Annotated in this window: 20 protein-coding genes; 15 read left to right on the forward strand and 5 right to left on the reverse strand. The window is 60.3% G+C overall.

The features are described 5' to 3' along the window. The first annotated feature begins 38 nt into the window (after positions 1 to 38). The 7 genes from N2599_RS16115 to N2599_RS16145 all read left to right on the forward strand — a co-directional run bounded on the left by N2599_RS16115 (position 39) and on the right by N2599_RS16145 (position 5415). Complete coding sequence (locus N2599_RS16115) at positions 39 to 872, forward strand: SDR family oxidoreductase (RefSeq protein WP_037143113.1); 834 nt, start codon at positions 39 to 41, stop codon at positions 870 to 872. Positions 873 to 890: 18 nt separating this feature from the next. Next, on the forward strand, positions 891 to 1094 hold the full coding sequence (locus tag N2599_RS16120) for a twin transmembrane helix small protein (protein ID WP_027512325.1): 204 nt from the start codon (positions 891 to 893) through the stop codon (positions 1092 to 1094). Between the two features lie 22 nt (positions 1095 to 1116). Continuing rightward, entirely contained in the window at positions 1117 to 1695 is a 579-nt protein-coding gene (locus N2599_RS16125) for a cob(I)yrinic acid a,c-diamide adenosyltransferase (protein ID WP_027512326.1), read from the forward strand. A 33-nt stretch (positions 1696 to 1728) separates the two neighbouring features. After that, positions 1729 to 2496, forward strand: a complete 768-nt coding sequence (locus N2599_RS16130) for a rhomboid family intramembrane serine protease (protein WP_027512327.1) — start codon at positions 1729 to 1731, stop codon at positions 2494 to 2496. 188 nt (positions 2497 to 2684) lie between these two features. Continuing rightward, positions 2685 to 3434, forward strand: a complete 750-nt coding sequence (locus tag N2599_RS16135) for an electron transfer flavoprotein subunit beta/FixA family protein (RefSeq protein ID WP_027512328.1) — start codon at positions 2685 to 2687, stop codon at positions 3432 to 3434. A 23-nt stretch (positions 3435 to 3457) separates the two neighbouring features. Further along, positions 3458 to 4387, forward strand: a complete 930-nt coding sequence (locus tag N2599_RS16140) for an electron transfer flavoprotein subunit alpha/FixB family protein (protein ID WP_027512329.1) — start codon at positions 3458 to 3460, stop codon at positions 4385 to 4387. Positions 4388 to 4533: 146 nt separating this feature from the next. Next, a complete protein-coding gene (locus N2599_RS16145) occupies positions 4534 to 5415 on the forward strand; it encodes a 3-hydroxybutyryl-CoA dehydrogenase (RefSeq protein WP_027512330.1) in 882 nt (293 codons plus the stop codon). 2 nt (positions 5416 to 5417) lie between these two features. On the opposite strand, the gene tlpA is transcribed toward N2599_RS16145, so the two are convergent. Beyond that, entirely contained in the window at positions 5418 to 6080 is a 663-nt protein-coding gene (gene tlpA / locus N2599_RS16150; RefSeq protein WP_027512331.1) for a thiol:disulfide interchange protein TlpA, read from the reverse strand. Positions 6081 to 6121: 41 nt separating this feature from the next. On the opposite strand from tlpA, the gene argH reads away from it, so the two are divergent. The 4 genes from argH to N2599_RS16170 all read left to right on the forward strand — a co-directional run bounded on the left by argH (position 6122) and on the right by N2599_RS16170 (position 11885). After that, positions 6122 to 7525 carry an argininosuccinate lyase gene (gene argH, locus N2599_RS16155; protein ID WP_027512332.1) on the forward strand — a complete coding sequence of 468 codons (1404 nt, stop codon included), beginning with the start codon at positions 6122 to 6124 and terminating at the stop codon, positions 7523 to 7525. Between the two features lie 77 nt (positions 7526 to 7602). Next, positions 7603 to 7797 (forward strand): LPS translocon maturation chaperone LptM, encoded by a 195-nt coding sequence (lptM, locus tag N2599_RS16160; protein ID WP_027512333.1) that lies wholly within the window; start codon positions 7603 to 7605, stop codon positions 7795 to 7797. Between the two features lie 12 nt (positions 7798 to 7809). Continuing rightward, positions 7810 to 9078: a diaminopimelate decarboxylase gene (lysA, locus tag N2599_RS16165; protein ID WP_027512334.1), complete on the forward strand. Its 1269-nt coding sequence runs from the start codon at positions 7810 to 7812 to the stop codon at positions 9076 to 9078. A gap of 149 nt (positions 9079 to 9227) precedes the next feature. Beyond that, positions 9228 to 11885 (forward strand): TIGR02302 family protein, encoded by a 2658-nt coding sequence (locus N2599_RS16170; RefSeq protein WP_027512335.1) that lies wholly within the window; start codon positions 9228 to 9230, stop codon positions 11883 to 11885. A 142-nt stretch (positions 11886 to 12027) separates the two neighbouring features. On the opposite strand, the gene N2599_RS16175 is transcribed toward N2599_RS16170, so the two are convergent. The 3 genes from N2599_RS16175 to N2599_RS16185 all read right to left on the reverse strand — a co-directional run bounded on the left by N2599_RS16175 (position 12028) and on the right by N2599_RS16185 (position 13770). Continuing rightward, complete coding sequence (locus N2599_RS16175) at positions 12028 to 12387, reverse strand: response regulator (protein ID WP_027512336.1); 360 nt, start codon at positions 12385 to 12387, stop codon at positions 12028 to 12030. Positions 12388 to 12507: 120 nt separating this feature from the next. Next, positions 12508 to 13050, reverse strand: coding sequence for a hypoxanthine phosphoribosyltransferase (hpt, locus tag N2599_RS16180; protein WP_027512337.1), 543 nt, complete (start codon positions 13048 to 13050; stop codon positions 12508 to 12510). A gap of 60 nt (positions 13051 to 13110) precedes the next feature. Next, the gene (locus tag N2599_RS16185; RefSeq protein ID WP_027512338.1) at positions 13111 to 13770 is read right to left on the reverse strand and encodes a membrane protein; all 660 of its coding nucleotides are present in this window, start codon (positions 13768 to 13770) and stop codon (positions 13111 to 13113) included. A gap of 206 nt (positions 13771 to 13976) precedes the next feature. Here N2599_RS16185 and ftsE point away from each other — a divergent pair, with 206 nt between their 5' ends. The 4 genes from ftsE to N2599_RS16205 all read left to right on the forward strand — a co-directional run bounded on the left by ftsE (position 13977) and on the right by N2599_RS16205 (position 17308). Further along, entirely contained in the window at positions 13977 to 14636 is a 660-nt protein-coding gene (gene ftsE / locus N2599_RS16190) for a cell division ATP-binding protein FtsE (protein ID WP_022718083.1), read from the forward strand. Beyond that, positions 14629 to 15642 (forward strand): cell division protein FtsX, encoded by a 1014-nt coding sequence (locus tag N2599_RS16195; RefSeq protein ID WP_027512339.1) that lies wholly within the window; start codon positions 14629 to 14631, stop codon positions 15640 to 15642. Before ftsE ends, N2599_RS16195 begins: the two co-directional genes overlap by 8 nt. A 66-nt stretch (positions 15643 to 15708) precedes the next feature. Next, positions 15709 to 16425, forward strand: a complete 717-nt coding sequence (locus tag N2599_RS16200; RefSeq protein WP_027512340.1) for a YdcF family protein — start codon at positions 15709 to 15711, stop codon at positions 16423 to 16425. A gap of 85 nt (positions 16426 to 16510) precedes the next feature. After that, positions 16511 to 17308 carry a lysophospholipid acyltransferase family protein gene (locus N2599_RS16205; RefSeq protein ID WP_027512341.1) on the forward strand — a complete coding sequence of 266 codons (798 nt, stop codon included), beginning with the start codon at positions 16511 to 16513 and terminating at the stop codon, positions 17306 to 17308. Here the strand turns inward: N2599_RS16205 and N2599_RS16210 are convergent. Next, complete coding sequence (locus tag N2599_RS16210; protein ID WP_027512342.1) at positions 17305 to 17835, reverse strand: gamma-glutamylcyclotransferase; 531 nt, start codon at positions 17833 to 17835, stop codon at positions 17305 to 17307. The genes N2599_RS16205 and N2599_RS16210 overlap by 4 nt on opposite strands. Between the last annotated feature and the right edge of the window lie 33 nt (positions 17836 to 17868).

Raw genomic sequence — 17868 nt, forward strand, 5'->3', positions numbered from 1 at the left:
TATGGGAAACGAGTCCCAATTTGTACAGGAATCATTCCATGGCCGAGCAGCGCACCATCATCGTGACCGGATGCTCATCCGGCATCGGTGCCTATTGCGCGCGAGCCCTGAAGACAGACGACTGGCGCGTCTTTGCGACAGTGCGAAAGCACGGTGACCTAGGACCGCTCCAGGAAGAAGGAATCGAAGCCTTCCTGATGGATTATACGCGGCCTGACACGATCACTGATTTCGTTCGCAATGTAGCCGAGGTAAGTGGCGGGCGCATCGACGCACTTTTCAACAACGGCGCCTACGGCCAGCCCGGCGCAGTCGAGGACTTGACGACCGAAGTGCTGCGCGTTCAGTTCGAAACGAATTTCTTCGGCTGGCACGAGTTGACGCGGCAAGTGCTGCCGCTGATGAGAAAGCAAGGCTCGGGCCGCATCGTGCAATGCTCGTCCATTCTCGGCGTCGTGCCCTATCGCTTCCGCGGCGCCTACACCGCTTCGAAGTTCGCGCTCGAAGGCTTGAGCATCACCTTGCGCATGGAGCTTCAAGGCAGCGGCATCCATGTGAGCCTGATCGAGCCGGGTCCGATTGCCTCGCGCTTTACCGCCAACGCGCTCGCCAAGTTCAAGGAGCATATCGACGTCCGCAATTCCGTGCATGCGGCAGATTACCGCCGGCAACTTGCACGGCTTGACGGGACGGGTCCGAAGAACCGACATAAACTTCAACCCGACGCCGTTTATGCCGTGTTGCAACACGCATTGAACTCGAACAATCCGAAGCCACATTATCCTGTAACGACTCCGGCAAAACAGGGCATGCTGCTGAAGAGGCTGTTTCCGGCGGATCTCTTCTATCGCCTGATGCGCTGGACCGACTGACCAAGAAAGCCGACCGCCATGTCCACGGCCACCTATCTTTTCGCGATCATCATGATGGGCGTCGTCGCGCTCGTGCTGGTCCGCGGCCTTTTCAACATGATGAAGGGCGGCGACGCGAACACTTCCAACAAGCTGATGCAGCTCCGCGTGCTGCTGCAAGCGATCGCTGTGATCCTGATCATGCTGACGCTCTGGCTGACAGGCGGCGGCCGCCCTAGTTAACGCCGGGAAGAAGGGGTAGGCAATGGTAACGCTCAACAAGATCTACACGAAGACTGGCGACGACGGCACGACGGCGCTTGTTTCCGGACCGCGCCGTCTCAAATACGACCTGCGCGTGGAAGCGTACGGCACGATCGACGAAGTCAACTCCGCAATCGGCGTCGCAAGACTGCATATGCAGGGCATGCCGGTTCTCGAGAGAATGCTGATACTGATCCAGAACGATCTCTTCGACCTCGGCGCAGACCTTGCGACGCCCGACGACGGCAAGCCACCGGCGCACGAGCCGTTGCGCATCATCGATACGCAGGTGGCGCGGATCGAGAGCGAGATCGATGAATTGAATGCCGATCTGCAACCCTTGAAATCCTTCGTTCTGCCCGGCGGTCATTCGGCAGCTGCCTATCTTCATCTGGCGCGCACCATCGCGCGCCGCGCGGAAAGACTGATGGTGGAACTCGCCCGCACGGAAGGCGAAATCGTCAGCGAAGCTGCCCTGAAATATGTCAACCGGCTTTCGGATTTCCTTTTCGTTGCGGCACGCCATGCGAATAGCCACGGCAACGCGGATGTACTTTGGGTTCCCGGAAAAAACAGGTAGGCTCCGGCCATCACGAGAGCCGGGGCAGGCTTTATGTTCATACCGCTGCACGATGCCAATACGCTGAAGCACATCAAGGTCCAGTGGGTGACGCTGGGCTTGATCGGAATGAATATCGCCGTCTGGCTTTTCACCGGCTTCTTCGCTCCGGAACAGACGGCTCAGGCCACGGCGGTCGGCCTCGGCTACATACCAGCGGTCGCCTTTGACTACGCGACACTGGCTCCCGGCCTTGCGATTGTTCCGGAGCCGCTGACCTACATCACCCATGCCTTTGTGCATGCCGGCTTCTGGCACCTCGCTTCCAACATGATCTTCCTCTGGGTCTTCGGCGATAATGTCGAGGATGCCATGGGGCATTTCCGCTTCCTGATCTTCTATCTCGTTTGCGCCGCCTTCGGCGCGCTTTGCCACGGTCTGCTCGTGTCTGAATCGCAGGCGCCGCTGGTCGGCGCCTCCGGCGCGATCTCCGGCGTGGTTGCAGCCTATGTCGTCCTTCACCCTCGCGTGAAAGTCTGGGTTCTTGTCTTCTTGCGCGTTCCTTTGCCGCTTCCCGCCTTCGTGCCGCTGCTCCTTTGGATCGGCCAGCAGTTTTTCATGCTGTTCATCGATCTGGACGGCAATGTTTCCTGGGGTGCCCATGCCGGCGGTATCACAGCTGGCGCCGCACTCGTCTTCTTCATGCGCCGAAAGGGCGTACCGCTGTTCGATCGTGAGATCGTCACGCCACGCGCCGTTCGCAGCACGCCGGCGGTAAGTCGAGCAGTTGCCGCCGCTGAGGATGGGGCGTCCGGACGCTAAGTTAGAAATCAGGCAGCGCTGAATATTGACGTGAACGTAAGCGTCATATATTTGCAGATGCAATTTGTCTGTCTGCGACTGGCAAGCGTTGTATTTGGAGGAAAAACGCGTATCCATGTCGCCATTCGACAATCGGAGCGGCGCCGAAGCGCGCATTTTCTTGGCGAAAGAGTTGAAGGAAGGACCCCATGAAGATTCTGGTCCCCGTGAAGCGGGTGGTTGATTACAATGTGAAGATCCGCGTCAAGCAGGACGGCACGGGCGTCGAGCTTTCCAACGTCAAGATGTCGATGAACCCGTTCGACGAGATTTCGGTGGAAGAGGCGCTGCGTCTGAAGGAAGCCGGCAAGGCCGAGGAAGTGATCGTTGTTTCGATCGGCCCCGCCAAAGCCGAGGAAACGCTGCGCACAGCACTCGCCATGGGCGCCGACCGGGCGATCCTCGTCGAGACTGACGATGCCGTCGAGCCGCTTGCCGTTGCGAAGATCCTCAAGGGCGTCGCCGACGCGGAACAGCCGGGTCTGATCATCGTCGGCAAGCAGGCGATCGACGACGATTCGAACCAGACCGGCCAGATGCTGGCAGCTCTTCTCGGCACCGCCCAGGCGACCTTCGCCTCGAAGATCGAGATCGGCGACGGCAAGGCGACCGTGACCCGCGAAGTGGATGGCGGCCTGCAGACGATCGACATCAAGCTTCCGGCCGTCGTCACCACCGACCTTCGCCTCAACGAACCGCGCTATGCCTCGCTGCCGAACATCATGAAGGCGAAGAAGAAGCCGCTCGACAAGAAGAGCCCGGCCGACTTCGGCGTCGATACTACGCCGCGCCTGAAAGTGCTGAAGACCGAGGAGCCGTCGGGCCGCAAGGCGGGCGTCAAGGTCAAGTCGGTCGCCGAGCTCGTCGAGAAGCTCAAGACCGAAGCCGGCGTCCTCTAAGGTTCGAGAAAGGAAATACGACCATGGCCATTCTGCTTCTGGCTGACCACGACAATTCGAGCCTTTCCGACCAGACCGCCAAGGCGCTGACCGCTGCAAGCCAGATCGGCGGCGATGTCACTGTGCTGGTTGCCGGCAAGGGCGCCAAGGCGGCTGCCGATGCCGCCGCCAAGCTTTCCGGCGTCTCCAAGGTGCTGCTCGCCGAAAGCGGCGAGCTCGCAAACAAGCTGGCTGAACCGCTGGCCGATCTCATCGTTTCGCTCGCTGGCAGCTACGACACGATCATTGCGGCGGCGACCTCGACCGGCAAGAACGTGCTGCCGCGCGTTGCCGCGTTGCTCGACGTGGCGCAGGTCTCGGAAATCATCGAGGTCATCTCGCCGGACACCTTCAAGCGCCCGATCTACGCCGGCAACGCCATCCAGACGGTGCAGGCAACCGACGCCAAGAAGGTCATCACCGTACGCACGGCATCCTTCGCCGCTGCGGAGACAAGCGGTTCGGCGTCCGTCGAGGCAATTCCGGCTGCTTTCGATCCTGGGCTTTCGACTTTCGTCAAGGACGCGCTGTCGGCCTCCGACCGTCCGGAACTGACTTCGGCCAGGATCATCATCTCCGGCGGTAGGGCTCTCGGTTCCGCCGAGAAATTCAAGGAGGTCATCCTGCCGCTCGCCGACAAGCTTGGTGCGGCCGTCGGCGCTTCGCGCGCGGCCGTCGATGCCGGCTATGCGCCGAACGACTGGCAGGTCGGCCAGACCGGTAAGGTGGTTGCCCCGGAGCTCTACATCGCCTGCGGTATTTCCGGCGCCATCCAGCACCTCGCCGGCATGAAGGACTCGAAGGTCATCGTCGCCATCAACAAGGATGAGGAAGCCCCGATCTTCCAGGTCGCCGACTACGGCCTCGTCGCCGATCTCTTCGAGGCACTGCCGGAACTTGAGAAAGCTCTTTAATCAGGCAGATTGCCAGCTTTTCGCACTTGCGAATGACTGGAAAATTATCTCTTATGGCGCTACTACTGCTGCCGGGCGATCCTTTTGCCCGGCAGTTTCATTAGAACAATACGGCGGGGCGGGGAAGCTGCCGCGGGGGTTTGGAGATGAGTGCGGTGTTGAAAACGATTGGTATCGTCGGTGCGGGCCAGATGGGTTGCGGCATCGCGCATGTTTCAGCAGCTGCGGGCTACAAGGTCCAGCTTTACGACGTGACACAGGAGCGCATTGAATCCGGTCTTGCGACCATCAACGGCAACCTCGCCCGTCAGGTAACGAGCGGCAAGATGACGGATGAGGAGCGCAAAGCGACCCTTTCTCGCATCTCCGGCTCCGCCAATCTGAATGACCTTGCTCCCTCCGACCTCGTTATCGAGGCGGCGACAGAGGAGGAAGCCGTAAAACGCAAGATCTACGCGCAGGTCTGTCCAGTGCTGAAGCCGGGCGCGCTGCTTGCGACGAACACCTCCTCGCTGTCCATCACCCGTCTGGCTTCGGCAACCGACCGGCCCGAGCACTTCATGGGCATCCATTTCATGAACCCAGTCCCGGTGATGAAGCTGGTGGAATTGGTGCGCGGCATAGCAACGGACGAAACCACGTTTTCGACCGCAAAAGAATTCGTCGCATCGCTGGAAAAGACCATCACGGTTGCGGAAGACTTTCCCGCCTTCATCGTCAACCGTATCCTGCTGCCGATGATCAATGAGGCGATCTACACGCTCTACGAAGGTGTCGGCACTGTCGATGCCATCGACACGGCGATGAAGCTCGGCGCCAACCACCCGATGGGCCCGCTTCAGCTTGCCGATTTCATCGGCCTCGACACCTGCCTCTCGATCATGCAGGTGCTGCATGACGGCCTGGCTGATTCCAAGTACCGCCCCTGCCCACTGCTGGTGAAGTATGTCGAGGCCGGCTGGCTCGGCCGCAAGTCCGGCCGCGGCTTCTACGACTACCGCGGCGAAACACCCATCCCGACGCGGTAACTTTAAGATCCTGTAGCACCCTTGATCAGCGCCTTCGCATCGCCGCTATCCCATGCGGCAGGGCCGTTCATTGCCGAAACCAAACACCCTTTGTCATCGATGAGCAAAGTCACCGGCAGGCCAAAAGCCAGCCCCTCCTTCTTCAGGCTGTTGAAGACACCAATCGTATTGTCGCGATAAAACTGTAGGGAATCGACCCCGGTCTCGCTTAGGAATGCCTTCGGTTTCTCGTCATCTCCGGTATCGATATTGACTGCCACGACTTGGAATTTGTCGCTGCCCATCTCCTTCTCCAGCGCATTCAGCGCCGGCATTTCTTCGCGGCAGGGCACGCACCATGTCGCCCAGAGATTAAGAAGCACGGTCTTGCCCGCGAAATTCTCGAGCGTCATCGGCTTGCCGTCTGGACCGTTAAAGGCGACGGACGGGAGCTTTCGCGGCGCGTTGGCAGCAACCATCGCCGCCACCTCGCCTTTGGCGAGCGGCGTAATCTTCTGAGCGAGATCTTTGGCGGCGGTGCACTCGGCAGAGACCGTTTCGCGGCCGGCATTGCCATACCCGGTCTCCTTAATGTAAACCGCTGCCGCACCGGCAATTATGCCTGCGACGGTGGCTATCGCGATCAATTTCAAGGATGGCAGCCTGAACAGCTTTCTTGTCGTCATTTCATTCTCCAGGGCACGCACCCTTAAGGCAGGCATCTTTCATGGCCGACGGCACAAAGGACACCAAATCCTCCAACCAGATGTGGGGCGGACGTTTCGCATCCGGCCCCGACGCGATCATGGAGGAGATAAATGCCTCGATCGGTTTCGACAAGAAGCTCTTTGCCCAGGATATTCGCGGATCGATCGCCCACGCGACGATGCTTGCCCACCAGGGCATCATTTCCGGGGACGATAAGGACAAGATCGTTCACGGGCTAAACACGATCCTGTCAGAAATTGAAAGCGGCAATTTCGAATTCTCCCGCCAACTCGAAGACATTCACATGAATGTCGAAGCCCGCCTTGCCGCGCTGATCGGCCCGGCGGCCGGACGCCTTCACACTGCCCGTTCGCGCAACGACCAAGTGGCGCTCGACTTCCGCCTCTGGGTGAAAGAAGAGCTGCAGAAGACGGAAGCAATGCTGACGAACCTCATCGCAGCCTTCCTCGACCGCGCCGAAGAACATGCCGAAAGCGTCATGCCGGGCTTCACGCATCTGCAGACCGCCCAGCCCGTCACCTTCGGCCACCATTGCATGGCCTATGTCGAAATGTTCGGCCGCGACCGTTCGCGCGTCCGCCACGCCATCGAGCATCTGGATGAGAGTCCCATCGGCGCGGCAGCGCTGGCCGGTACCGGCTACCCGATCGACCGCCACATGACGGCAAAGGCGCTTGGCTTCCGCGAGCCGACCCGCAACTCGATCGATACGGTCTCCGACCGCGATTTCGCCATCGAGTTCCTGTCGATCGCTGCGATCTGCGGCATGCATCTGTCGCGTCTGGCCGAAGAGATTGTGATCTGGTCGACGCCGCAATTCGGTTTCGTGCGTCTCTCGGATGCCTTCTCGACCGGCTCTTCCATCATGCCGCAGAAGAAGAACCCGGATGCTGCCGAGCTGGTGCGTGCCAAGACCGGCCGCATCAACGGCTCGCTGGTTGCGCTGCTGACGATCATGAAGGGCCTGCCGCTCGCCTATTCGAAGGACATGCAGGAAGACAAGGAACAGGTCTTCGATGCCGCCGAGAGCCTGGAGCTGGCGATCGCCGCCATGACCGGAATGGTCCGCGACATGACGGTCAATACCGCCCGCATGAAAGCCGCGGCCGGCTCCGGCTATTCAACGGCCACCGATCTTGCCGACTGGCTGGTGCGCGAGGTGGGACTTCCGTTCCGCGACGCCCATCATGTGACTGGCCGTGCTGTGGCGCTTGCTGAAAGCAAGGGCTGCGACCTCGCCGAACTGCTGCTTACCGATCTCCAGGCGATCAATGCGGCGATAACCGACAAGGTCTACGACGTCCTGACGGTCGAGGCTTCGGTTGCAAGCCGCAAGAGCTTCGGTGGCACTGCTCCCTCCGAAGTGCGCAAGCAGATCGCCTATTGGCGGGCTCGCAACTGAGCAAAACAATCAGGGTGCACAAGGCGGATAAACTTCGCTATGAAGATGTCCATCAGCGCCGCTCCAAGAGGAATCCCATGCAGACCAGCTTGCCGCACCTCATCCGCCTGACGGTTGTCTTTGCCGTCGTCGGACTTGCCGTTGCCGGATGCGGACGCAAAGGCGATCTCGATCCGCCGAGCGCGATGGCAACGAAGGAAGGTGACGTGTCGAAGCCGACGAAACAGCCGGGTGCCGTCGACAGACCTTTCCTTCTCGATCCTTTGCTTTGATAGGCGCGTTCCGTGAACCACTTCGAATATCGCGACGGCATCCTTTACGCCGAAAACGTCCCCGTTCCGGAGATCGCCAAGGCTATCGGCACGCCTTTCTATTGCTATTCGACCGCAACGCTTGAGCGGCACTACAGGGTCTTTTCCGAAGCTTTCAGCGATATCGACTCCATGGTCTGCTATGCCATGAAAGCGAATTCGAACCAGGCGGTATTGAAGACCCTCGGCAAGCTCGGCGCCGGCATCGACGTCGTGTCCGAAGGCGAATTACGCCGCGCGCTCGCCGCAGGCATCCCGGCAAGCCGCATCATGTTCTCGGGTGTCGGCAAGACGCCCCGTGAGATGGACGTCGCGCTCGAGGCTGGCATCTACTGCTTCAACGTCGAATCCGAACCGGAACTCGAAATCCTCAATCAGCGCGCCGTCAGGGCAGGCAAGAAGGCGCCTGTCTCCTTCCGCATCAATCCGGACGTGGATGCGAAGACGCATTCGAAGATCTCGACCGGCAAGAAGGAAAACAAGTTTGGCATTTCCTGGGAGCGCGCCCGCGCCGTCTATGCACACGCCGCGAAGCTGCCGGGCATCGAGGTCACCGGCATCGATATGCACATCGGCAGCCAAATCACCGAGCTGCAGCCCTTCGACGATGCCTTCAAGCTGCTGCGCGAACTGGTCGACACGCTGCGTGCTGACGGCCACGACATCCACCATGTCGATATTGGCGGCGGCCTCGGTATTCCTTACAAGGAAGACAACAATCCGCCGCCGCTGCCGGATGCCTACGCGGCGATCGTCAAGAACCAGCTCCGCGGGCTGAACTGCAAGATCGTGACTGAACCGGGCCGCCTGATCGTCGGCAACGCCGGCATTCTCGTCACGGAAGTCATCTACGTGAAGGACGGCGGTGAAAAGACCTTCGTTATCGTCGATGCGGCCATGAACGACCTAATTCGCCCGACGCTTTACGACGCCTGGCATGAAATCCGGCCTGTCGTGATCTCCGCCGCCAATGCGCCGCGCATCAAGGCTGATATCGTAGGTCCGGTTTGCGAGACCGGCGACTATCTGGCACTTGATCGCGAAATGGCGATGCCGAAGCCGGGCGATCTCTTTGCCGTCAGTTCCGGCGGCGCTTATGGCGCGGTGCAGGCTGGCACCTACAACAGCCGCCTACTGGTGCCGGAAGTGCTGGTGAAAGGCGCCGATTTCCATGTGATTCGGCCTCGCCGAACCTATGAAGAACTGATCGGCCTCGACTCCGTGCCTGCCTGGCTCGACTGACAGCCTCATCACTTTTTGGCGAATAGGGGTGAAAAACCGGCTTTGCCGGCCGCCTGCCCTCGCCTTCGCCACAAAGAGTGTTATCCTTTCTTCATGCGAGCGTATTGCCCAGCAAGCGCCGGAAGCGCCCTCTGTTACTCTAGCATCAAATGGCGGAGACCGGATTGACGAAAAGCCCCCGCAGGCAAAGACATGGTGCATTTGCCGTTCGGCCCTCTCTCGCGAGGCTCGTAGCGGTAAAGCGGTTCTTTGCGCGCCTCGTACTCGTTTCCGAGCAGATACTGCCGCCGCTCGTCCCGGTTCTTTCCGTCGTTGCCTTCTATTTCGCAGCGTCCTGGTTCGGGCTCTTCCGCTCCATTCCCGATTTCGCGCGTATCACGCTGCTGATCGCCTTTGGCGTCGCCTTTCTCGCCGCACTCATCCCGTTTCGCAGTCTCCGCTGGCCGAATGTCGCCGAGGCCGACCGGCTGCTTGAGGAACGCAACGGCCTGCCGCATCAGCCGGTGACGGTGCAGGAAGACGAACCGGCCTTCGACACGCCCTTCGCAAGGGCGCTTTGGCGCGAGCACCAGACGCGTATGGCGAAGAAAATCGCAGTCCTCGATACCGGCTTCCCCCGCCCGGACATCGCAACCCACGACCGTTTCGCGTTGCGTGCCATCCCGGCCCTCCTTCTCGTCACGGCCTTCGGTTACTCGCTTTCGACCAACGGCGGCTCGATCACCGATGCCCTGCAGCCGCCCGCCGCGCCGGCAGCGACCAATCCGGCCGTGCGCATCGACGCATGGGTCACCCCGCCCTCCTATACGGGCCGCGCTCCGGTCTATCTGACGGCAGCCGGCACTGAGCGGGCGATCAACATTCCGCAGTTCTCGAACCTGACCGTTCGCGTCAGCGGCGGGCAGACGAACGAAAAGGTCGTTTTCAGGAAAGAGAGCGGCGAGGCGGAGGAAATCGCTGCGGAGGCAAAGCAGCAGCCTGCTGCATCACAAGCCCAGCCACAGACTCCTGCGGCGCCAGCGCTTGCCGCACAGACACATCTGATGAAGCTTGAGGAAAACGGTGCGTTGCTCGTCAATGGCCGTACTTGGAGCTTCAATGTCATTCCCGACAAGACGCCCGAAATTGCTTTCGATGGATTGCCCAAACGCAGCGTGAACGGCGCGCTGGAAATCGGCTTCACCGTCAAGGACGACTACGGCGTGCAGGAAGCGCGTGCGGAGATCGTGCCGATCGAAACCGATCCGCAGGCAAAGCCGCTTTATCCGCTACCCGATTTCCGGCTCGACATTCCGCGCCGCAATGCGCGTGATGCCAAGGCCGTGACCAGCAAGAACCTCACCGAACATCCGCTTGCCGGAAAACGCGTACGCGTCACGCTGGTCGCCAAGGACGCAGCAGGCCAGACCGGCCGAAGCCCGCCGCACGAAACGACGCTGCCGTCACGCCCATTCAATGAACCGCTCGCCGCAGCCGTTGCGGAAGAGCGTCAGGTTTTCGCGCTCGATACCCGCAAGATGCCGGAGGCGATCGCACTCAACGAGGCGCTGACGATCCGCCCCGAAGAGACGATTCCGAGTCTCACCAACTATCTGCTGCTGCAATCGGCGCAGACGCGCATGAAGCTCGCCAAGGGCGACGAGCAGTTGAAGGACACGGCCGACTATCTCTGGGATATCGCGATCGGCATGGAAGATGGCGACCTTTCGCTTGCGGAACGCAACCTGCGCAACGCCCAGCAGAACCTCGCCGACGCGCTTCAGCGCAATGCGCCGGACCCGGAGATCAAGAAGCTCATGGACGAGCTTCGCAAGGCGATGAACGAATATATGAAGGAACTGGCGCAGCGCATGCAGAATGCGCCGATGCAGCCGAACCAGAACGCGCAGAACGTCATCCGTCAGCAGGATCTGGAGCGTATGATGGACCAGATCGAGAATCTGGCCCGCTCAGGCAACCGCGATGCCGCTCAGCAGATGCTTTCCGAACTGCAGCGCATGATGAACAACTTGCAGGCCGGCAGGCCGCAACAAGGCCAGCAACAGCAGGGCGACAACAGCCAGATGCGCCAGCAGATGGACAAGCTCGGCCAGATCCTCCGCGATCAGCAAAAGCTGATGGAGCAGACCTTCAAACTGGACCAGCAGTTGAAGGATCGTATGCAGCGTGGCGACCCGAATATGGGTATGAACGATCCGCTGCTCGATGAAATGATGCGGGACCAGGATGGCCAGCCGCAGGATCAGCAGCAGGGGCAGAACGGCGAACAGGGGCAGTCACCTTCGGACCAGCAGATGACTGAGGAGCAATTGCGCGAGGCGCTGAAACAGCTCCGCGCCCAGCAGGATGCGCTTGGCAAGCAGCTCGGCGAGCTACAGAAGGGCCTTGGCGAAATGGGCATGAAGCCCGGCCCGGGCTTTGGTCAGGCACAGCGCGAAATGGAAGGTGCCGGGCGCGAACTCGGCGAAGGCCGCGGCGAACCGGCCCTCCAGGGCCAGGGCCGCGCGCTAGAGGCGCTGCGCCAAGGCGCCCGGGACATGATGAACCAGATGATGCAGGCGCAGCAGGGCCAACAGGGTCAAGGACCGCAAGGCCAGGTTGGCCAGGGCAACCAGAACGGCCGCGATCCGCTCGGCCGCCCGCGCCGCGCAGAGGGCCCGGATTTCGGCGATCAGGTGAAGGTACCCGACGAAATCGACGTGCAGCGCGCCCGCGAAATCCTTGATGCGATCCGCGAAAAACTCGGCAACAATCCGACGCAGGAGATGGAGCGCCGCTATCTGGAGCGGCTGCTGGATATTCAGTAGCTGAAATTGGATCGCAATGCGCCGCCCAAATCCTTGAGCGCGGAAGACTCTCTTTCAAATGACGATTCATTCACGACGCCGACGCGCGGCCGGCTTCCCGTAACAGGCTCAGGAATGAGGACGTGTGGAAGGTGCCGCCGTCTCACGCAGCCAGCGCCCGGGCAACCGCCTTTCGGATGTCCGGGAGGGCAAACGGCTTCGACACGACGTCGACGATCTTTTCCGCAAGGTCGTCAGCCCGTTCTCGCTGCTCGGCATAGCCCGTCATCAGCAGGATTTTGAGCGCCGGAAATGCGGATTTCGCCTGATGCGCAAGCTCGATGCCATCCATGACCGGCATGCGAATATCCGAAAGCAGCAAGTCATAGACCCCATCTTTCAGCTTTTCCAGCCCCTCGGCGCCATCGGCGGCTTCGTCGGTCTCATGACCGTCAAGGCGCAAGGCCCGGGCGACGAAAGAGCGAAGCGAATCTTCGTCTTCCGTAATCAGAATTTTTGCCATGATGTGCATCGCTCCGTCTTCATGCCCCGGAACGGAAATTGCACGGCGTTCCTTTTCGATCGGTAAACGGGCGAAAGGGATGGACGGCATGGTTAACAACCCGTCTTGGCACCGATGGGGTCAGGCGTCGCCGGTAACTACGCCGACGAAAGGCAGTTCGCGGAAGGCATAGGCGGCATCCATGCCGTAGCCGACAACGAAATAATCCGGGCATTCGAAGCCGACATAGTCTGCCTCGAGCTTTTCCTTGCGCTTGACGCTCTTGTCGAGCAGCACAGCAATGCTGACGTTGCGCGCGCCGCGCTCGTAGAGCAGTTCCTTGGCGAAGAGCAGCGTGCGGCCGGATTCGAGGATATCGTCGATCAACAACACGTCGCGATCTTTCACGTCGCTGTCGATATCTTTGACGATTCGGACGCCCTGCGAAACCGTTCCAGTGCCGTAGCTGGAAAGCGTAATGAATTCGACTTCTGGCGCGAGCCCGCTGTCATGCAATGCGCGGATGAGGTCGGCGGCGAATATGAACGAGCCCTTCAGCACGGCGATCACGAGCAGGTCCTTTGTAGGTCCCTCGGCAATCTGCTTTGCCATCACATGATTGCGTTCGGCAATCTGCTCGGCAGTGAAAAGCGGCTCGATATTTTTTCCGCGCACGACAGGCATACGGCTTGCTCCATGAAAACGAAGGGTAAGCCGTTAGCACATTAGAGAGGCAGAAACACCCTAAGGCATGAAGGAAAGCCGGACTTCTGGCATTTTTCCACCAGAGTGCTGCACGCGCGCCGAGAAGCCACGGCTCTCGCCGCTATAGATGACGTCCGCCGGCGGGTTGATGACCATGCTGGCCACCAGTCGTTCGTCGTTCACCAGATCGGCGCGGATCGGCCGGACGGTCTGTGTCGTACCGCTGCCGTTTTCGATGATGCCGTTGATAGCCAGGATGCTCATACCATTGGCCTCGCGCGGCGTGACCGTGACGTGCGTGAAGTGAAGCGGCGAGGTCAACGCAGCGGTACTGCTCGCCGACAGGCCCGCGAAACCGCCCGTCAGGCCGAAAACAAGAACAAAAAGCATGAAGACCAAAGCTGCAAAGCTCTTGAGCGATGCCTGCTGCAGCCATTTTTCTGCAATCGCGAGGAACGCAGTCGCCTTCGAGAAAGCCGTGGGCGGCCTAGATAGTTTGGCCGCGGCAGCAGCGCGCTTGCGATCGTCATTGAAGCTTCTAACGTTGAAGCCTTGGCTCCGGTGGCCGATAACGACGAACTCGGCATCGGCGACGTCATCCGGACGGCCCGGATAGCGGGGCTGGCGCGCGGCAGGTTCCGGCGGCAAGAAATCGTAGGCGTAGCCCGGCGCCCGGCGCCTGAAGGAGGATGCTTCCATGTTGACGGTTTCTCCCATCTTCACATGGTTTCAGTGCACGGCTGAAATCCGGCATTGAAACGAATCCTGCTCAGTCGTAAATTTTAATGGTTAATGCTTCGCTAAGCTTGCCTTCAGACAGGCATCTTTCCGACGAAATTTACTGGTTGTTAACGGTGTTGGTTAACAAGTCGATGGCGTGAAACCACGAAAGACTGGGCTGCCCGTTGATCCATTTCGAGAATGTCGGTTTGCGCTATGGCATGGGGCCGGAGATCCTCCGGGACCTCACTTTCGATATTCCGAAAAAGTCTTTCCAGTTCCTGACGGGTCCCTCCGGCGCCGGCAAGACGACGCTTCTCCGCCTGCTTTTCATGTCGCTGCAGCCGACGCGCGGGCTGATCCGTATGTTCGGGCGCGACATCTCCGACATCCCGCGGCCGGAACTGCCGCTGCTTCGCCGCCGCGTCGGTATCGTCTTCCAGGATTTCCGCCTGCTCGACCATCTGACGACCTATGAGAATGTCGCGCTGCCGCTTCGCGTGCGCGGTAAGGACGAGAGCTCCTACAAGACCGACGTGCTGGAACTGCTGAAATGGGTCGGGCTCGGCGAGCGCATCAATGTGCTTCCGCCCGTGCTTTCCGGCGGCGAGAAACAGCGCGCGGCGATCGCCCGCGCGCTGATCGACCGGCCCGAGGTTCTGCTTGCCGACGAGCCGACCGGCAACGTCGACCCACCGATGGCACGCCGCCTGCTGAACCTCTTTCTCGAACTCAACCGCCTCGGTACGGCTGTCGTGATCGCAACCCACGATCTGACGCTGATGGACCAGGTGGAAGCCCGCCGTATGATTCTTTCGGAGGGGCATCTTGACGTCTATGACTGAGCCTGCACCGAAAAACCGCGCGCAAGGCGCACCCCTTACCGAGCAGAAGCGGGCGGAGATGCGCGTGCGGCCAACCGCGTCGATCCTGCCGCCCTCGAACATTCAGGGCAACGCACTGACGGTGGTCATCGCCATCATGGCCTTCCTCGCCTGCCTGACGCTTGGCGGTGTCAGCATGGTGCGTTCGACGGCGGCGAGCTGGGAGAGCCAGATCTCCCGTGAGATCACCATCCAGATCAGGCCGGAGGACGGCCTAGACATGGAAAAGGCGCTGACGCAGGCGCGCGATATCGCCATGACCTTCGTCGGCACCAAGAGCGGCCAGATCGTTGATGAGGCTGCAACGGCGCGCCTTTTGGAGCCATGGCTCGGCAGCGGCCTTGATATCAAGGAACTCCCTGTCCCCCGCCTCGTGATTATTACCATCGACGAGGGGAACCCGCCCGATTTTGACGCAATGCGCTCGCTGTTAAAGGAGAGCATTCCCCAAGCCTCGCTCGACGATCACCGCACATGGGTCGATCGTCTCGTTTCAATGGCGCATACGACGGTCATGCTCGGGACCGGCGTGCTGCTGCTCGTCTTCACAGCCATGGTGCTGACAGTCGTCTTTGCGACACGCGGCGCGCTTTCCGGCAACCGCCATATCGTCGAGGTCCTGCATTTCGTGGGCGCCGAAAGCTCCTTTGTCGCAAGCGAATTCCAGAAGCATTTCCTCAAGATCAGCCTCAAGGGATCGGCAATCGGCAGCGCGCTGGCGGCTCTCTTCTTCCTTGCGGCAGGCTTCCTGCAAAGCCGTACGATCGCGACCCCGCAGACCGACCAGGCGACGGCTCTCTTCGGCACCTTCTCGGTCGGAGCCCTCGGTTACCTCGGCATCTTCGCGACAATGATCGTCATCGCATTGCTGACGACGCTTACAGCACGGCTGACCGTCATGCGCACAATCTATGAAATCGATACGCTGCGTTCCGATCCGACGCGAACCGATGGTATCGCGAATTGAACGGCCCAGTCCTTTTTGCCACGAAAGTGTCTGTTCCCTGCCTTAATCTGCATATATTTACGACTCATGACCATGGGCCACACTAGACGCAATCCGATTCGTCCCGAGCCGGCGCTTGCAAGCTACGGTGTCGGCGCGCCGCGTCGCGGCCCTCTACGCCGGATGTTGCGGTGGGGCGGATTTGCCTTCGTGCTGACGACTGCGCTGCTTTTCGTTGGTTTCCTACGGTTCGCCGATTCCATCACGACCTTGAAACCTCCAGCCGAGCCGAAGGCCGATGCCATCGTCGTTTTGACAGGTGGCTATCAGCGCATCGATCAGGCCGTCGAACTGCTGGAAAAGGGCGCAGGCAAGCGGCTGCTCATATCGGGCGTCCATCCGTCGACAACCCGAGCACAGATTCGAAAGACCACATCGGCCCCGGCCGATTTGTTCAATTGCTGCGTCGACATCGGCTATGACGCAATCGACACGATCGGCAACGCGCAGGAGGCCGCGAACTGGATCCATGCCAAAGGCTACAAGAGCGTTCTGGTCGTTACAAACAATTACCACATGCCACGCAGTCTCGCGGAACTTGCCTACGTTGATGCCGATACGCAGTTCATCCCCTACCCGGTCGTCAACTCGGATCTGAAGACACGGGCCTGGTTCACTGATCCGAATGCACTTCGCGTCATGCTGGCCGAATATGGCAAGGTGCTTTTGGCAGGCGCACGCAATATCACCGGCTTCGGGCGCCATCCGGGCCTTCGCTCAGCAAGCATCACGGGCCAGAGCTGATTTTCATCAGGCGCTTTTTATGGCAGCCATTATCGTGTAGGCAGGGCGAACCGCGGTCACGCGGATAATGGCTTTGGAAAACTTCATGATCGCCCTGCGTTCCGTCCTCTTCAACACGATCTTCTACGCCAACCTCATCATCCGGATGATCGTGCTGTCGCCCTATTACTTCATCGTGCCCCGCAAGACCGCCTATGCGATCCCCAAGAACTGGGCGCTTTCGAACCATTGGCTGATGGAAAAGATCGTCGGGACGACCTTCGAAATCGAAGGCATCGAGAACCTGCCGGAAGGAAGCTACATCCTCGCCCCAAAGCACCAGTCCTTCTGGGACACCTATGCACTGTTGCCCTGGCTGAACGACCCGGTTTACATCCTCAAGCGCGAATTGATGTGGATCCCGCTTTTCGGCTGGTACGCGAAAAAGCAACGCATGATCCCGGTCGACCGCGGTGCGCGCGGCAAGGTGATGGTCGAGGTGTTGAAGCGCACCAAGAAAGAGCTTGCTACAGGCCGTCAGCTGATCATCTATCCGGAAGGCACGCGCCGGCCTCCGGGCGCAGAACCGCTCTACAAGTACGGAATTGCCCGCATGTATCGGGATCTTGGCATTCCGGTTGTGCCGGTCGCCATGCATCCCGGTCTTTTCTGGCCGCGCCGCAGCGCCGTGCGCCGTCCCGGCCATTTCAAGGTTCGCATCCTGCCCGCCATCCCGCCGGGCCTCGATCCGGATGCGTTCTTTCAGCACCTGATCGATGTGACCGAGGAGGCGAGCGACGAGCTTTTGATCGATACCGCCGCGCGCAATCCGCACCTGCCCTTGCCGCCGACCGCCACCGCGAGACTGGCGCAATTACGCAAGGCAAAGGCCGCCTCCGCCTAAGCGGCCCGCAGCCGCTCGACCTCGTTGGCGACCCGTTCCAGCCAATGATCGCGAATCCCCATCTCCTGCAGATGCGAGAGCGTATTGAAAACGTAGGCGTCGTTCGAGCCTGACTGACCCTTTGCCTCGTGTACAATGTGGGCAGCTGCAGAGGCATCGAGTGCGCCGGCATATTGGGCGTGATCGCGATCAACGATGTAGGCAACTGCCTTGACGCTGCTCCGACCGGAAAGCGATAACGGCACATGGCGCTCCCGATAGACGTTGGTGACGAGCTCGCGGGCACGCAGATAGTCCATTACCTCGTCCCGCTTCTCCAAGGCCACGCGAAACGCCATGCCGCGGCAAGAGCCGCCGCGATCGAGACCGAGCACGAGACCCGGATTTTGCTGCGTGCCGCGGTGAACCCAGGAATGGACGCATAAGGAGCGCCGGTAACCGTAAACAAGGGCCTGGGACCGCTCAAGAAACTCGAAGCCCGGATTCCACATCAGCGATCCGTAGCCAAACACCCAAAATTCGTCCATATCGCACGCCAGACCGAAATTCCCATTCGCGAT

The sequence above is a fragment of the Rhizobium sullae genome, assembly GCF_025200715.1.
Lineage (GTDB): Bacteria > Pseudomonadota > Alphaproteobacteria > Rhizobiales > Rhizobiaceae > Rhizobium > Rhizobium sullae.

Coding starts and splice junctions, on each gene's coding strand:
- N2599_RS16115 (WP_037143113.1), top strand. CDS start 39: ATGGCCGAGCAGCGCACCATCATCGTGACCGGATGCTCATCCGGCATC.
- N2599_RS16120 (WP_027512325.1), top strand. CDS start 891: ATGTCCACGGCCACCTATCTTTTCGCGATCATCATGATGGGCGTCGTC.
- N2599_RS16125 (WP_027512326.1), top strand. CDS start 1,117: ATGGTAACGCTCAACAAGATCTACACGAAGACTGGCGACGACGGCACG.
- N2599_RS16130 (WP_027512327.1), top strand. CDS start 1,729: ATGTTCATACCGCTGCACGATGCCAATACGCTGAAGCACATCAAGGTC.
- N2599_RS16135 (WP_027512328.1), top strand. CDS start 2,685: ATGAAGATTCTGGTCCCCGTGAAGCGGGTGGTTGATTACAATGTGAAG.
- N2599_RS16140 (WP_027512329.1), top strand. CDS start 3,458: ATGGCCATTCTGCTTCTGGCTGACCACGACAATTCGAGCCTTTCCGAC.
- N2599_RS16145 (WP_027512330.1), top strand. CDS start 4,534: ATGAGTGCGGTGTTGAAAACGATTGGTATCGTCGGTGCGGGCCAGATG.
- tlpA (WP_027512331.1), bottom strand. CDS start 6,080: ATGACGACAAGAAAGCTGTTCAGGCTGCCATCCTTGAAATTGATCGCG.
- argH (WP_027512332.1), top strand. CDS start 6,122: ATGGCCGACGGCACAAAGGACACCAAATCCTCCAACCAGATGTGGGGC.
- lptM (WP_027512333.1), top strand. CDS start 7,603: ATGCAGACCAGCTTGCCGCACCTCATCCGCCTGACGGTTGTCTTTGCC.
- N2599_RS16170 (WP_027512335.1), top strand. CDS start 9,228: ATGGCGGAGACCGGATTGACGAAAAGCCCCCGCAGGCAAAGACATGGT.
- N2599_RS16175 (WP_027512336.1), bottom strand. CDS start 12,387: ATGGCAAAAATTCTGATTACGGAAGACGAAGATTCGCTTCGCTCTTTC.
- hpt (WP_027512337.1), bottom strand. CDS start 13,050: ATGCCTGTCGTGCGCGGAAAAAATATCGAGCCGCTTTTCACTGCCGAG.
- N2599_RS16185 (WP_027512338.1), bottom strand. CDS start 13,770: ATGGAAGCATCCTCCTTCAGGCGCCGGGCGCCGGGCTACGCCTACGAT.
- N2599_RS16195 (WP_027512339.1), top strand. CDS start 14,629: ATGACTGAGCCTGCACCGAAAAACCGCGCGCAAGGCGCACCCCTTACC.
- N2599_RS16200 (WP_027512340.1), top strand. CDS start 15,709: ATGACCATGGGCCACACTAGACGCAATCCGATTCGTCCCGAGCCGGCG.
- N2599_RS16205 (WP_027512341.1), top strand. CDS start 16,511: ATGATCGCCCTGCGTTCCGTCCTCTTCAACACGATCTTCTACGCCAAC.
- N2599_RS16210 (WP_027512342.1), bottom strand. CDS start 17,835: ATGGACGAATTTTGGGTGTTTGGCTACGGATCGCTGATGTGGAATCCG.